This window comes from Stenotrophomonas sp. WZN-1, assembly GCF_002192255.1.
GTDB lineage: Bacteria > Pseudomonadota > Gammaproteobacteria > Xanthomonadales > Xanthomonadaceae > Stenotrophomonas.
In genome coordinates, this window is record NZ_CP021768.1 from 3,023,526 (window position 1) to 3,038,342 (window position 14,817).

At 67.8% G+C, this 14,817-nt stretch carries 12 protein-coding genes and 1 tRNA gene; 6 read left to right on the plus strand and 7 right to left on the minus strand.

All coding sequences use genetic code 11. The features are described 5' to 3' along the window. Positions 1–30: 30 nt before the first annotated feature. On the minus strand, positions 31–513 hold the full coding sequence (gene tsaE / locus CCR98_RS14300; protein ID WP_087923141.1) for a tRNA (adenosine(37)-N6)-threonylcarbamoyltransferase complex ATPase subunit type 1 TsaE: 483 nt from the start codon (positions 511–513) through the stop codon (positions 31–33). Beyond that, positions 510–1,994: an NAD(P)H-hydrate dehydratase gene (locus tag CCR98_RS14305; RefSeq protein ID WP_087923142.1), complete on the minus strand. Its 1,485-nt coding sequence runs from the start codon at positions 1,992–1,994 to the stop codon at positions 510–512. The genes tsaE and CCR98_RS14305 overlap by 4 nt, the downstream gene beginning before the upstream one ends. Positions 1,995–2,017: 23 nt before the next feature. Here CCR98_RS14305 and queG point away from each other — a divergent pair, with 23 nt between their 5' ends. Further along, entirely contained in the window at positions 2,018–3,088 is a 1,071-nt protein-coding gene (gene queG / locus CCR98_RS14310) for a tRNA epoxyqueuosine(34) reductase QueG (RefSeq protein ID WP_087923143.1), read from the plus strand. Positions 3,089–3,131: 43 nt separating this feature from the next. Next, positions 3,132–4,463, plus strand: coding sequence for an exodeoxyribonuclease VII large subunit (xseA, locus tag CCR98_RS14315; RefSeq protein WP_087923144.1), 1,332 nt, complete (start codon positions 3,132–3,134; stop codon positions 4,461–4,463). Between the two features lie 665 nt (positions 4,464–5,128). On the opposite strand, the gene CCR98_RS14320 is transcribed toward xseA, so the two are convergent. Both CCR98_RS14320 and CCR98_RS14325 read right to left on the minus strand, forming a co-directional pair. Then, positions 5,129–6,025, minus strand: coding sequence for a M48 family metallopeptidase (locus tag CCR98_RS14320; protein WP_087923145.1), 897 nt, complete (start codon positions 6,023–6,025; stop codon positions 5,129–5,131). An 88-nt stretch (positions 6,026–6,113) separates the two neighbouring features. Continuing rightward, on the minus strand, positions 6,114–8,012 hold the full coding sequence (locus CCR98_RS14325; RefSeq protein WP_087923146.1) for a formylglycine-generating enzyme family protein: 1,899 nt from the start codon (positions 8,010–8,012) through the stop codon (positions 6,114–6,116). An 84-nt stretch (positions 8,013–8,096) separates the two neighbouring features. Between CCR98_RS14325 and rnd the strand changes: the two genes are divergently transcribed. Both rnd and CCR98_RS14335 read left to right on the plus strand, forming a co-directional pair. Continuing rightward, positions 8,097–9,176 (plus strand): ribonuclease D, encoded by a 1,080-nt coding sequence (gene rnd / locus CCR98_RS14330; protein WP_087923147.1) that lies wholly within the window; start codon positions 8,097–8,099, stop codon positions 9,174–9,176. A 90-nt stretch (positions 9,177–9,266) separates the two neighbouring features. Beyond that, positions 9,267–10,340: a hypothetical protein gene (locus tag CCR98_RS14335; protein WP_087923148.1), complete on the plus strand. Its 1,074-nt coding sequence runs from the start codon at positions 9,267–9,269 to the stop codon at positions 10,338–10,340. 75 nt (positions 10,341–10,415) lie between these two features. Here the strand turns inward: CCR98_RS14335 and CCR98_RS14340 are convergent, their stop codons facing one another. Next, complete coding sequence (locus CCR98_RS14340) at positions 10,416–12,746, minus strand: TonB-dependent receptor (protein ID WP_087923149.1); 2,331 nt, start codon at positions 12,744–12,746, stop codon at positions 10,416–10,418. Between the two features lie 235 nt (positions 12,747–12,981). On the opposite strand from CCR98_RS14340, the gene CCR98_RS14345 reads away from it, so the two are divergent. Further along, a tRNA-Ala gene (locus tag CCR98_RS14345) sits at positions 12,982–13,057 on the plus strand. A 61-nt stretch (positions 13,058–13,118) separates the two neighbouring features. Here CCR98_RS14345 and CCR98_RS21205 read toward each other — a convergent pair. Next, a complete protein-coding gene (locus CCR98_RS21205) occupies positions 13,119–13,292 on the minus strand; it encodes a hypothetical protein (RefSeq protein WP_198361023.1) in 174 nt (57 codons plus the stop codon). Positions 13,293–13,451: 159 nt separating this feature from the next. Between CCR98_RS21205 and CCR98_RS14350 the strand changes: the two genes are divergently transcribed. Continuing rightward, positions 13,452–13,937 (plus strand): hypothetical protein, encoded by a 486-nt coding sequence (locus CCR98_RS14350; protein ID WP_087923150.1) that lies wholly within the window; start codon positions 13,452–13,454, stop codon positions 13,935–13,937. Between the two features lie 6 nt (positions 13,938–13,943). On the opposite strand, the gene CCR98_RS14355 is transcribed toward CCR98_RS14350, so the two are convergent. Continuing rightward, positions 13,944–14,705 (minus strand): SDR family oxidoreductase, encoded by a 762-nt coding sequence (locus CCR98_RS14355; protein ID WP_087923151.1) that lies wholly within the window; start codon positions 14,703–14,705, stop codon positions 13,944–13,946. Positions 14,706–14,817 lie beyond the last annotated feature (112 nt).

Sequence of the window (14,817 nt, forward strand, 5' to 3'; positions counted from 1 at the left end):
TAATCCGTAACCTGCCGGTGTTTGTTCTCGTCAGCCGACAGAAATGGCCTGCAAGTCGCCCCCTTTGGGAAGCCGTTCCAGCCATTCACGCCCCACGTCGCTGGCCCCAGTGAGACGAACGCGCCGCCCTTGCCCCTCGATTTCCAGGGCCACCACCAGGTCAGTCGGCGGCAATGCACCGGCCCCGCGCTCGGGCCATTCGACCAGCCACAGCACCGCGCTGCCCTCGTCCAGGCCAAGGAAATCCAGCTCGCCGGCTTGGCCGATGCGGTACAGGTCCAGGTGCCACGCCTCACCGCCACTGGCCAGCGGATAGCGCTCGACCAGGGTGTAGGTGGGGCTGCGGATCGCGCCCTGCACGCCCAGCGCGCGCAGCAGCGCGCGGGCCGTGGTGGACTTGCCAGCCCCAAGGTCGCCGCGCAGTTCGATCAGCGCCTGCGGCGGCCGGGTGGCCGCCAGCCACTGCCCGAGCAGTTCGGTAGCGTCGCTGTCGGCAAGGAAAAAATCGGTCATGGGGAGAGGTCCGGGTTGGCCAGTCGCCGCAACGGCGCCAGCAGATCAGTAGGAAGCAGGCCGCGCGCGCCATCGGCGGCAGCCATGTCGCCGGCCAGCCCGTGCAGCAACGCACCCGCGGCCGCGGCATCGAACGCCATCAGGCCCTGCGCGCGCAGGCTGGCGATGATGCCGGTGAGCAGGTCACCCATGCCACCCACGGCCATTCCGGGATTGCCGGCGGCGATCAACCGGGGCGTTTGCGCAGGCGCCGCCACGATGCTGCCAGCGCCCTTCAACACCACCACGGCGTGGAAGCGTTCGGCCAGCGCCTGCGCGCTGGCATAGCGATCGGCCTGGATTTCAGCCGTGCTGCAGCCAAGCAGGCGTGCGGCCTCGCCCGGGTGCGGGGTGAGAATGGCATCGGGCAACGCGCGCGGATCCTGCGCCAGCACGTTCAGGGCATCGGCATCGACCACCAATGGTTTGGCGCTGGCCAGCACCCGCGCAAACAAGGCGCGTGCCCATTCGTCCTGGCCCAGTCCGGGCCCGATCGCCACCACCTTCGCCTTGTCCAGCAGCGCCGGCAGCACATCGCCGTCTTCCAGTGCATGGGTCATGGCCTCGGGCAACCGGGCCAGCAGTGGACCGACGTGGTCGCGGCGGGTGCCCAGGCTCAACAGCCCCGCACCCGCGCGCAAGGCGGCTTCGGCCGCCATCGCGATGGCGCCGCCGCTGCCATGGTTGCCGCCGACGCACAGCACGTGCCCGGATTCGCCCTTGTGGGTATTGGCGCGGCGCGGTGGCAACAGGGCCCGCAACCGCACCTGCGTCCAGTGCTCCGCAGCGGGCGCCACGCCCTGCCAGGCGTCTGCAGGCAACTGCAGGGGCGCCAGCTGCTTCCGCCCGCAGTGATCCAGTGCATCACCGGTATACAGGCCGCGATGGGCCACGATGAACTGGAGCGTCAGCGTGGCGCGCACCGCCTCACCCGGCACCGCCCCGCGCTCGGCATCGACCCCACTGGGAACGTCCAGTGCCAGTACCGGCGCCGTCTGCGCGTTGAGCGCGGCGATCAACGCCTGCGCCACGCCCTCCGGCGCGCGGTCGAAGCCCAGCCCGAACAGGGCATCGACCCAGATATCGGCGCCGGGCAGTGCGCCGTCGAACTCGGCGATGTCGCCGCCTGCGGACCTGAATTCCAGCGCCGCACGCTGTGCCAGTGCGGTCGACGGCGGCCTGCCCGGCAAGGCGATCACCGTCACCTCACATCCGGCCTGCAGCGCGTGACGGGCCAGCACATGGCCATCGCCCCCATTGTTGCCGGCACCGACCACCACGCCGATCCGCCGCGCCTGCGGCCAGTGCTGCAGCAGGCACTGCCAGGCAGCCTGGCCGGCCTGCGCCATCAGGCCCCAGCCGCCGTCGGCGGCCAGCGCCGAGGCCTGCGCATCAAGCGCGCGTGCGGCAGCGGAATCGAACAGATCGGCAAGGTTGGCCATGCAGGGATTTTATACTGGTGCACATGTCCCCCGCCCCCACCCCTGTCGATCCGGCCCAGGCCGTGCAGCGCATCCGCGATCTGGCGCGTGCGCATGGCTTCCAGCGCTGCGGCATTGCCGGCATCGAACTGGGCGAGGATGAAGCGCATCTGGCCGACTGGCTGGGCCAGGGCCTGTACGGCACGATGGACTGGATGGCGCGCCACGGCACGCTGCGCGCGCGCCCGGCCGAGCTGCTGCCCGGCACCGTGCGCGTGATTTCAGTGGGCATGGACTACAGCCACAAGGACGATACCGAAGCCTGGGCGACCCTGGCCGACCCGGGCCGCGCCTACGTGGCCCGCTACGCGCTGGGCCGCGACTACCACAAGCTGATGCGCAACCGCCTGCAGAAGCTGGCCACGCAGATCAATGATGAAGTGGCACCGCTGGGCTATCGCGTGTTCGTCGATTCCGCCCCCGTACTGGAACGTGCACTGGCACGCAATGCAGGGCTCGGCTGGATCGGCAAGCACACCTGCCTGATCGACCGCCATGGCGGTTCCTGGTTCTTCATCGGCGAGATCTACATCGATATCCCGCTGCCGATCGATACGCCAGCCACGGCGCACTGCGGCACCTGCACGCGCTGTATCGATGTCTGCCCGACCCAGGCCATCACCGGCCCGCAGCGGCTGGATGCGCGGCGCTGCATTTCCTACCTGACCATCGAGCACGACGGCGCCATTCCCGAAGACATGCGGCCACTGATGGGCAACCGCATCTACGGCTGCGACGACTGCCAGCTGGTGTGCCCCTGGAACAAATTCGCCAAGCGCACCGACGAATCCGATTTCCGCGCGCGCAACAACCTGGATACGGCTCGCCTGGACCAGCTGTTCGCCTGGGACGAAGCCGAGTTCCTGCGCCGCACCGAAGGCAGCCCGATCCGCCGCAGCGGCCACGAGCGCTGGCTGCGCAACATCGCCGTGGCGCTGGGCAATGCACCGTCCTCGGCCGAAGCGCTTGCCGCCCTGCACACCCGCGTCGACGATCCCTCGCCGCTGGTGCGTGAACACGTGCAATGGGCGCTGGGCCAGCACACGGCGCGCTGACGTGCGATCCTGAGCTCCCGTTCCGCCCGCCGCACGCTGTTCCATGCAACCACGCAACAACGACATCCTGACCCCCAGCCAGCTCAATACCCTGGCCCGCGATCTGCTCGAAGGCAGCTTCCCGGCGATCTGGGTCGAGGCCGAGCTGGGCAGCGTGGCGCGCCCAGCCTCCGGACACCTCTACTTCACCCTGAAGGATGCGCGCGCGCAGCTGCGTGCGGCCATGTTCCGGATGAAGGCGCAGTACCTGAAGTTCGTGCCGCGCGAAGGCATGCGCGTACTGGTGCGCGGCAAGGTGACCCTGTACGACGCCCGTGGCGAGTACCAGATGGTGCTGGACCACATGGAGGAAGCCGGCGAAGGCGCACTGCGCCGCGCCTTCGAGGAACTGAAGGCACGGCTGGAGGCCGAAGGCCTGTTCGACCCGGCGCGCAAACGGCCGCTGCCAGCGCACGTACAGCGCCTGGCAGTGATCACCTCGCCGACCGGCGCCGCAGTGCGCGACGTGCTGAGCGTGCTCGGCCGCCGCTTCCCGCTGCTGGAAGTAGACCTCCTGCCGGCCCTGGTGCAGGGCAGCAGCGCCGCCGCGCAGATCACCCGCCTGCTGCAGGCGGCCGATGCCAGTGGCCGCTACGACGTGATCCTGCTGACCCGCGGTGGCGGTTCGCTGGAAGACCTGTGGGCGTTCAATGACGAAGCCCTGGCCCGTGCGATCGCTGCCAGCCGCACCCCGGTGGTCTCGGCGGTCGGCCACGAAACCGACTTCAGCCTCAGCGATTTCGCCGCCGACCTGCGCGCGCCGACGCCTTCGGTGGCCGCCGAACTGCTGGTACCCGATCAGCGCGAACTGGCACTGCGCCTGCGCCGCACGGCCGCGCGCATGGTGCAGCTGCAACGGCATGCGATGCAGCAGGCCATGCAGCGCGCCGACCGCGCCCTGCTGCGCCTGAACGCCCAGAGCCCGCAGGCGCGGCTGGACCTGCTGCGCCGACGCCAGCTCGACCTGGGCCGGCGCCTGCATGCCGCGTTCAACCAGCAGCAGGAGCGCCGTGCCGCGCGCCTGCGTCATGCGGCGGCAGTGCTGCGCGGGCACCATCCACAACGCCAGCTCGATGCGATGCAGCGCCGTCTGGCTGCCCTGCGCGGGCGGCCGCAGGCAGCGATGCAGCGGCTGCTGGAGCGCGATGCACTGCGACTGCGCGGACTGGCGCGTTCACTTGAAGCAGTCAGCCCGCTGGCGACCGTGGCGCGCGGCTACAGCATCCTGACCCGCAGCGATGACGGTACGCTGGTGCGGAAGGTCGATCAGGTACAACCCGGTGACGCCCTGCAGGCCCGCGTCGGCGATGGCGTGATCGACGTGCAGGTCAAGTAGAGGGGCGTTCGGCAGGGCTGCGCCCTGCACCTGCAGAGGCTTCAAGCCAAGGCAACGCCAACGCCAACGTCAACGTCAACGTCAACGTCAAAAGCGTGCATTCCGTGGGATGGCGGGGCGGTGTCGGAGTACGGGGACGCTGCAAGTACGTCCCTGTAAGCTTGGCAGCCGCTTGCTCGTGTGCGCAGGACTGCGCACACGGCAAGACCGGGGTTGGGCGTCCTGCCCAACCCGCCCGAGGCATGCCTCGGGCCCATGCGGCTGACACCCCGCACTCCGACACCGCCCCACCTCTGACAGATTCCGGAGGCTGTTGGTAGGTGTCGACCTTGGTCGACACGGTAGATCCACGCCATGCGTGGATGAATCTCTGTCAGATATCGAATCAATTCGCGATTCCGACAGATCGCAGAAATCTGTCGAAGGCGGGGTGGGTCCGGTTGCGGGGGCGTGAGCCGCATGGGCCCGAGGCATGCCTCGGGCGGGTTGGGCAGGACTGCGCACACGAGCAAGCGGCGACCGAGCTTACATGGACGTACTTGCAGCGCCCCCGCAACCGGACCCACCCCGCCATCCCGCCGAATGCACGCTGTTGCTGTTGAGGTTGCCGGCCAGCGGCCAGCACTAGCGCGGGCGCAGGGCTGCAAGCCCTGCCGAACAACACCCTACTTTGCCTGCTCGCAGAATTTCTGCCGGTACTCGAGCGCCTTCGGCATCAGCGCCTGCAGGTTCTGGATGCGGGTACCCGGATTCGGGTGGGTGGAGGCGAACTCCGGCGGCGACTGGCCGCCACTGGCCTGGCCCATGCGCTGCCACAGCGGCACCGCCTCGCGGGGATCGAAGCACGCCGCCGCGGCCAGCATCAGCCCCACTTCGTCGGCCTGCGTCTCGTGGCTGCGCGCGTAGGGCAGCAGGTAGCCGTAGCCCATCGCCGACATCATCATCTGTTGCTGCTGCGCGTCCATGCCACTCGCGGCGCCGGCCATCTGCCCGATCTGGGTCAGCTTCTGCTGCGCCATCCGCTGTGCACCATGGCGCAGCAGTGCATGGGCGATCTCGTGGCCCATCACCACGGCCATCGCGTCACGCGTGCGCGCCACCGGCACCAGGCCGGTATAGACCGCCATCTTGCCGCCCGGCAGGCAGAACGCATTGGCCTGCTCGGACGGGATCACGTTCACTTCCCACTGGAAATCCCGGGCGAAATGCGCCGGCTGCACGCCGTGCTCCTGTGCCAGCGCGGTCTCCACCACGTCGACCTTGGCGATCAGGCGCTGGGCGATGTCGCGCACATCGCGCGCGATCGGTGCATTCGGATCCATCGGCCGTTCCTGCGACAAAATCTGCTGGTAGGCCTGCAGCCCCAGCGCGGTCTCCTGGCGCGCATCCAGGCTGCTGTCGATCATCACCTTCTCGCCGGTATACGGATCGACCGTGCGGTTGGAAAACCAGTAGAACACCGCATAGCCGGCTGCCAGCAGCAGCACCAACCAGCGGATGTTGCCGAACAGGCCGCGTCGTTGCGGGCCTTGCGGCGAGCGGGAGAAGGGATCGTTGCGCATCAGGCGGTCTTCCGGCAGGTCCCGCCGGCTGGCGGGCACGGCGCAATCTTAGTGCGCCGATGCCCGCGGCGGGTGAAGCCGGGGCCGCTCAGATGCCGCGCACCAGGCGGAAGCCGATGCGCGCGTTGGTGGTGTCCGAATCCTGCGATTGCCGCCAGGCCGCACGGGTCTGCTCGGGCGCGTTGGCCCAGTTGCCCCCCCGGATCACCCGCGACCGGCAGCCCGGATTGAACCAGGCGACACCATCGGAGGGCGCACGCCGGTAGCTGGCATGCCAGCAATCGGCCACCCATTCACTGAGATTGCCGGCCATGTCGTGCAGGCCGAAGGCATTGGCCTGGAAACTGGCCACCGGCGCCGGCCCCCACCAGCCATCGCCGTAGCCGATGAAGGCGTTGTGCCAGTGCCGGCCAGAGGGCGAAACATCCCTGCTGCCGGTGAAGTTGCCGGTGCCGGGCGGCGGCGTGCCGGCGTCGCCCCACGGGTAGCGGCCACTGCCGCCACCGCGCAGCGCGTACTCGAACTCTGCTTCACTGGGCAGCCGGTAGCTGCGTCCTGTCTGCTCGGACAGCCACGCCGCGTAGTTTTCGGCATCCCGCACACTCACATGCATCACCGGCGAATTGCCCAGTGCGCGCGCGCCATCGTAATCGGAACGCCAGTCCACACCGCTGCGGCGGATGAAATTGCCGCTGCGCTCGTCATAGACCACCGAGTGGCCGCGCCGGGTTGCCCGCGGCCGCGCATTGGTCGACTTCACGTAGCGCTCGAAATCGCCGACGGTGACCTCGGTGATCGCCATCGCAAACCCACGGTCGAAGCGCACGTAATGCGAGGGCCGCTCGGCGTCGGTGGCGCCGGGCTCGGCGTCACCGGCGCCCATCTGGAAGCCGCCATGCGGCACCACCACCATCTGCGGCCCGCGCCCACCATCGCGCATCGCGTCGCTGAACACCTGCCCGGGACGGAAGCTGCCGTAATGGGTGGCCAGGTCGATGCGTTCGCGCAACTGGGCCACCACCGCATCCCCGGGCAAGGCAATGCGCAGTGCCTCGGCCAGCTTCTCGCGCGCCGGCTTCAGGCCCTGCGGCGTCGCCAGCTCGCGCAGGCCATCGTCGCGCAGCTGCAGCAGCGCGGACGCGCGGATCTGTTCGATGCGCTCGAAGGCATCGGCAATGGTCGGTGACGAATCACGCACCTTGCTGGCTTCGGCCAGCCAGGTGCCGGCGCTGGCGAAGTCACGCACCCGCGCTGCGTCCTCGGCACGGCGGATCAGGCCACTCTCGGCTGCCGCCAGGCCCTGACGTGCCCGGCTGTTGTGTTCATCCAGGGCCAGCGCTTCACGGAAGTTGCCGATCGCACCGTCACCGTCCTCACCGATCCGCCCCGATCGCAGGTCTTCCTCGCCGGCCCGGTTGTAGGCCACCACGCGCTGGGCGAGCTCCACCCGGCCCTGCAGCGCGCGCACCTTCTCGTCCTTCGGCGCCAGGGTCAGCAGCACCAGCGCCTGGCGGCTGGCCTCGGCCAGCGCCTCGCGCTGCTGCAGCGGCCGGACCAGCAGGGCATCGGCCTGCTGCTGAAGGCGCTGGCGTGCGCGCAGCAGGCCGTTGCGGGCCTGCCGGTCATCCGCGTCTTCCTCCTGCACCGCCAGCCACAGCGGAACCGCCGCATCGGCGTCCTCGTACAGGCGCCCTTCGCTGAACGCCTTCTCGGCCGCGCGACGCAGCTGGGCCAGGCTGCGCCCCTGCCGATCGACCCGCGGCGGCGTCCACCGCTGCACATCCTCGGCGGCATCCTCACCGGCAATGGTGACGCTGCCCTGCCCTGCCTCCGGCGTCGCGTCCGCCTGCGAACCGTCCTGCGGCCGTGCATCTTCGCCAGCAGCCGGACCCGGCTCCGGCGTCGCCGAGGGCGACGGCGACGGCGTGCAGCCGGCCAGGGCCACGGCCAGGGCGGTGCACAGCGCGGACGACAGCGGAAAACGCAAGCAGGATCTCCTTCGGCACGGATGCGGACCGACGTTAGGCTATTCTCCCCTGCCTGAGCAAACCCGAGTAGTAGGCCCTGACCCGTGGCAACCTGGATCACCACCCCCGCCGAGCTGGATGCGTACTTCCAGCAGCGCCCGGCCCGCATCGGCCTGGACACCGAATTCATCCGTGAGCGCACCTTCTGGCCGCAACTGGCCCTGGTGCAGATGGCGGTCGGGCAGGACATCCTGCTGATCGACCCGCTGATTCCCGGCATGACCGAGGCCCTGGCGCCCTGGCTGGCCGATGAATCCATCATCAAGGTGATGCACAGCGCCAGCGAAGACCTGGTCGCCTTCAAGTGGACCTGTGGTGTGTTGCCACGGCCACTGTTCGACACCCAGATCGGAGCCTCGCTGGCCGGCATCGGTGGCGGCATGGGCTACCAGAAGCTGGTCGCAGAAATCACCGGCGTGGCACTGGCCAAGGGCGAAACCCGCTCGGACTGGATGCGCCGCCCGCTCTCGGAATCGCAGCTGCAGTACGCCGCCGACGACGTCGAGCACCTGTTTGCACTGCACGACGCCATCGATGCCAAGCTGCAGGCGCTGGGCCGCCAGCAGTGGCTGCACGACGACGGCGAGCGCCTGCTGGCCAGCGTCGCCAACGACGAAGACCGTTGGCCGCACCTGGCGATGCGCTCGGCGCAGTTCCTCGACGCCGCCGCACAGCACCGCCTGCTGCGCCTGCTGCGTTGGCGCGATGTGCAGGCGCGCAGCAGCGACCGCCCGCGCAGCTGGATCCTGGACAACGAACTGGCCGCCACGCTGGCACGCACGCCACCGGCCGATGCCGCCGCACTGGGCAAGCTGTTCGAACAGTTCCCGAAGGCTCCGCGCAAGCTCGCGGGCGCTGTGTGGCAGGCGCTGGATACGCCGCTGGCCGATGAGGCCGAGGCACCGCTGGCGCTGCCGGCCAATGACAGCAACAAGCAGGCACTGAAGAAGCTGCAGGATGCCGTCGCCGAACGCAGCCGCGAACTGGGCCTGCCGGATGGCGTGTTGGCCTCGCGCAAGCATCTGGAAAGTTATCTGGAACGCCGCCAGTGGCCGGCCGCACTTTCCGGCTGGCGCCAGCAGGAACTGGAATCACGGTTGCAGGCGCTGCTGCCGGCACGTTGATGGCACAAGGCGCCGGACCACGCCGGCGCCGTGCACCTCAGGCCTGCAGGGGCCGTGCTAGGGTTTGCCGGTACTGACAAGGAGACGTCGATGCAGACCCTCAAGATCGCGACCGCCTGCGCACTGCTGCTAACCCCGTTGGTCCTGGCATGCGCTGGCCAGGCCGCACCGCTTTCCTATGCACAGGAAAAGGAGAACACAGCCAAGCTGGTGGACATCATTGACGGTGCCACCCGCGATGGTCTGGTTGCCGTGCTGGTGCCGGCCCCGTATGTCGTGCACAACGACGGGCCAGGCGTCGGCTCTCCGGTCCCCGGCTTTCATCTGGGCAACCGCTCGACCGACCTGCCCGGGTTCTCGACGCGGGTGTCCTTCCAGCACAAGGACATTCCCTCCCAGGGCTACGTGCAGCTGTTCAACACCAACGAGCTGGAAACCGGCCCGCAGCGGACGGTGTTGATGGACGTGTTCGAGGTGCATCTGATTCCGCCGGGCACCTATCTGCTGAACGGTGCGGAGAACTACCGCCTGAACACCCGCGTGTCCAAGCTGAAGCCGCTGGGGACGATGGACGAAGTATCGAAGGACATCGGCGCCACCCGCCTTGCCGACGTCGATTACCGTTTCTATTCCTGGAAGAAGGTCTGGGTACCACCGGGCGTCCTGACCGATCAGCACTCCCAGCAGGTCTGCATCTCGGTGCACGTGGCTTCCGGCAACTGCGTGGCATGGGGCACCCAGAACTACGAAACCTCGCGCCCGACCGAAGGCTACTGGGATGACAGGATCGTCCCTGAAGACATCCCAGCCGTACGCATCCAGGCGGTCATCGCCAAGGCCCACGCGCCACTGGCCTTCACTGCCCACGAAGGGCAGATCCTGCTCAGCCCCTTCATTGTCGCCGCCGACGGCGATATCGATTTCAACGCGAACGACTGCGCACCGGTCGACAAGCTGACGGGCTGCGCCCTGCGCCGCTTCAGGGTGCACTACCAACCCGCGCCGCTGGACGCTGCACGCAAGCACATCGCAATCACCTCGCGCGGCCTCAACGGCAAGCAGCGCAAGGTACTGGAGCGGATGGAGGCGATGCAGCTGCAGGTGCTGGGCCCCAGTGCGCCGTCCGATGCAGCGCTGGGCAAGGGCGTCAGCGCCACGCCTTGAGCACGGATGATGCCTGGCCAGCAACGAAAAACGGCGCTCGATGAGCGCCGTTTCCGTTACACGACGGGGTAAGGCTTACCAGTTCATGTTCAGCGAGACACCGACGGTACGCGGTTCGTTGTAGACCGCGGCCATGTAGTTCTCGATCACACCCTTGAGGTTCTTCTCGTTGGTGATGTTGCGCGCGAACAGCGCCACTTCGTAGGCACCGTAGTTGCCCGAGTAGCCGATCTTCAGGCCGCCCTCGAAATCACCCTTGGAGTTGAACTCCTTGCTGTCGTACAGCACGAAGCTGGTGTAACCCTGCTTGTTCCAGTCGGTGGACACGAACATGGTGCCGGCGTCGCTGACCGGGAAGTCGTAGCGTGCTGCGAGGTTGACGTTGTACTTCGGCGCGTTCGGCAGCGGGTTGCCGTCGATCTGCGCGAAGGTGTTGGCACCGACCTTGATGGTCGGGTCGCCGACGGTGCAGACCACCTGGCCATTGAGCCCGCAGACCTGCGCGTAGACGCGCTTGTCCTTGATCTCGCTGTGCAGCAGGCTCAGGCCAGCGCTCAGGGTCAGGTTCGGGATCGGACGCAGCTCCATGTCCGCTTCGAACCCGTAGGCCTTGGCCTTGTCGGCGTTGAACAGCACGCCGTTGCCGTCCGAATCGTTGCCGTTGAGCTGGATGTCGTTGACGGTGTAGGTGAACGCGGTGGCGTTCAAGCGCAGGCGGTTGTCCCACAGGCTGCTCTTCACGCCCGCTTCCCAGGACAGGATGGTCTCGGAATCAGCGGTGGTGAAGTCGGCATTGAACACCGCCGAACGGCCCTGGATGGTCGGGCCACGGAAGCCACGCGCGACCTTGGCGTAGACGCTCACGTCCGGCGTGATCTGATACATCGCGCTCAGGTCCCAGCTCGGGGTGGTGTCGGACATCTTGACGTCGGTGCGGCCCTTGTAGGTCACCACGCCGGCGGCTGTATCAGCGGTCTTCAGCAGGCGGGTGTGCTTCTCGTCCTTGGTCTGGCGCAGGCCGGCAGTAACAGTGAACTTGTCGGTGAAGGCGTAGCTGATCTGGCCGAAACCGGCCCACGATGTGTTCTTGTTGCGCAGGCGCACCCAGTTGTTCGGGTTGCGGGCCGCGCCCTGCAGGAACCACGCACGCTGGTAGAAGTCGGTGGTGTCACTGCCGTTGAAGTAGAACGCACCGGCCTGCCACTGCAGTGCACTGTCGTCATGGCTGGCCAGGCGGAACTCCTGGGTCCACTGGTCCAGATCGCGGATGCGGCCCATCGACTGGCCATAGCCGTTCGGCACGCCGTTCACCGGGAAGTTCACCGCAGCGCCGCCGTCGGTGTCGCCGCGGCTGTAGCCGGAGGTGGTCTCGTAGGCGGTGATCGAGGTGAAGTCGATCGCGCCGAAGTCGTAACGCGCCTTCACCGAGCCGCCGTAGGTCTTGTAGGCCTGCGGGTTGTTGTCGGCTTCGTCGTAGGCGACCTGGTCACGCGGCACGTCGGTCTTGTTCGAGCCCTTGGTCAGCGCACCGCGCAGGAACAGGGTCGAGGTGCCTTCGTAGTCACGGGCGTGGGCCGAGGCCAGGATCGAGAACTGGTCGCTTGGGGTCAGCAGCAGCTGCGCGCGCACGTTGCGGTCATCGAAGCCGCCCATGGCGTTCTTCTTCGGGCTGACCGTGCCGTCGGCACTCGGGCCCTTGTAGGTGTTGTCGACGTAGTCGTCGCGGTGCTGGTAAAGCGCCGACACGCGGAACGAAGCAATGTCGTTGATCGGGCCGCCGAAGCCGCCGTCGATCGACACGCTGTTGTACGTCGCATAGCTGGCGCTGACGCGGCCAGTGTAGTCCTGGGTCGGCTTCAGGGTGTCGAACTTGACGATGCCGGCGGTGGTGTTGCGGCCGAACAGCGAGCCCTGCGGGCCGCGCAGCACTTCCACCTGGTCCACGTCATAGACCGGATTGGACTTCAGCACCACATGTTCCAGCACCACGTCGTCCTGGATGATCGACACCGGCTGCGAGGCACCCAGGTAGAAGTCGATGTTGCCCAGGCCGCGGATGTAGAAGCGCGGGAAGATGCGGCCGGTGGTGGTTTCCGCATACAGGCTCGGCACGCGACCGGACAGCGCCAGCAGAGTGTCGTCGCCGCCGGCGGTGAAGTCACGCATGCGCTCGCCCTGCACCACGCCCACCGAAACCGGCACTTCCTGCAGGTTCTGCTCGCGGTGTTCGGCGGTCACGGTGATGGTGTCCAGCCCGGTCGGGGTCGGCGCGCTGTCCTGCGCGGCGGCGCCGAAGCTGCCGACCAGGGCCAGGCCAGCACAGGCCAAGGCCAGCGGGTGGCGGCGGAAGGAAACGAAGGAAGACGACATACCCGACAGGCGGCGGGAATCGGAATGGGAGGGCATGGAATGCTCTGAGGAGGCGTCCGTGCGGCCTGCGCGAGCCGGGCGGCAAATAGGAGGAAAACTGCGCAAGCCGCCATTATCCCCCAAATTGTTACGATTTCGTTGCGCGGCGCCCACGCCCGGTGAAACAAGCGGTTTCGGCACACTTGTGCACTTGCGCGCCATGTCTTCCGGCACGAACGCCTGGGTCGGCTTGGCAAGGAGCAGCTGCTTGGCTACACTGAAGCCCTGCCGTGGGGCCATAGCTCAGCTGGGAGAGCGCGTCGTTCGCAATGACGAGGTCAGGAGTTCGATCCTCCTTGGCTCCACCACTATTCAGAAGAACCCGTAGATCTCCGCGATCTGCGGGTTTTTTCTTTTCCGGCGTCCGCCTCAGGCCGGCTCCTCACCGCCGTCCTTGCGCCGTGGGCTCCGCGAGTGCGCATCACGCACCTGTTGATCGCGCTGACCTGGCCGCCGCCTGGCCACGTCGTCCTGCTTCCTGTCCTGGCGGCTTTCCTGCACGCCCTGCTTCGGATCGCCGTGGTCGTTGTCTCGCTCACTCATCGAACACTCCTTCGCCGGTGAAGTCCGACGCCGACTCCACGCTAGAACGCAGCGGGTGAGCCGCAGGTCAGTCCGGCGCGAACACCGTGTGCAGCCAGCGGCTTGCAGCCATCGACGAGGTACATCCAGAATCCGATGCAAACCGCATATCGGTACGCCATGCCCTCAACGTCCAAGCGCCTCGCGTCATTCGTACCGATGAACCTCAATCCGGTCAACGGCAGCATCCAGCTCGGCAATCTGCCGAACCTGATCTGCCCAACCCTCTCGCTGGACGAGGCGCGCATCGCCTTCGCCACGCTGATGCATGGCGAGCGCGATGTCGGCACCGGCTACCACTGGCTGAGCCTGCACCGGCTCAGCCTGGGCGGCGCGCCCGCTGGCATCAGCCTGTGCTTCCACGGGCAACAGCTCGACATGGTGACGATGGGCGTCGATCTGCCCGGTGCGGCACTGGAAGATGGATGGCCGACCCAGGCAGCGATCGACGCCGAGGTCGCGTTCATGCGCCGAACGCTGGGCGCGGCACTGCGGCGCAAACTGGCCGGCGGCCACGCCCGCTTCGACTGGGGCGAAGCCTGGGCCCGGTTCGACCCGAAAGGCTTCATGGCCAGCAGCGGTATCCGCTACGCGCCACGCACGTGACCGTGCTCAGGTACGGGTAATCGAGACCCCACCCTCCACGCGCATCGCGCTGCCGGTAACGAAGCTGCTCTCATCGCTGGCCAGGAACAGCGCCGCGTTGGCGATCTCCTCCGGCTCGGCCATGCGCTTCAGTGCGTGCAGCGAGCGCACGAAGTCGCGGGCATCGCCGGTGGGTGCAGCCTGCCGGCCCATTTCGGTATCGGTGCCCCCGGGCAGCAGCACGTTGCTGCGCACGCCGCGCGCCCCGTATTCGGCGGCGATCACCTGGCTCAGGCCGATCAGGCCGGCCTTGCTCGACGCATAGGCTGCCATGCCCGGGAATCCCACGGTATGGCCGACGAAGGTACCGACGAACACCAACGAGCCGCCGCCGCGCGCAATCAGTGCGGGCAACTGCGCGCGTGCGGCATGGAAGGCGGCATCCAGATTGGTGGCCATCACTTCGCGCCAGGCGTCCGCCGGAAACTCCGCCGCCGGCACGCCCGGGCCGAGCATGCCGGCATTGTTGAGGGCGATGTCCAGGCCCCCGAATGAATGCTGGGCCAGATCGACCAGCGCCTGCGCCGTGCCCGGGGCGGCCACGTCGGCAGCATGCACCACCACTTCGCCACCGGCGGTGCGGATCTGTTCGGCCAGCGCCTGCAGCGGCTCCGGCCGCCTTGCGTTGAGCACCAGCTTTGCGCCTTCGGCAGCGAAACGCAGCGCGCTGGCGCGGCCGATACCGGCGCTGGCACCGGTGATGAGAGCAATCTTGTTATTCAGGCGCATGGTCGCGGTACCGGTTGTGAAGTGGCCGCCACGATGCCGCGCCTTCGGCCCGCCAACACTCCGATTCCGGGCCTCACAGATGGGTGCAGGAAACGGAGTTTCCGCAGCACCG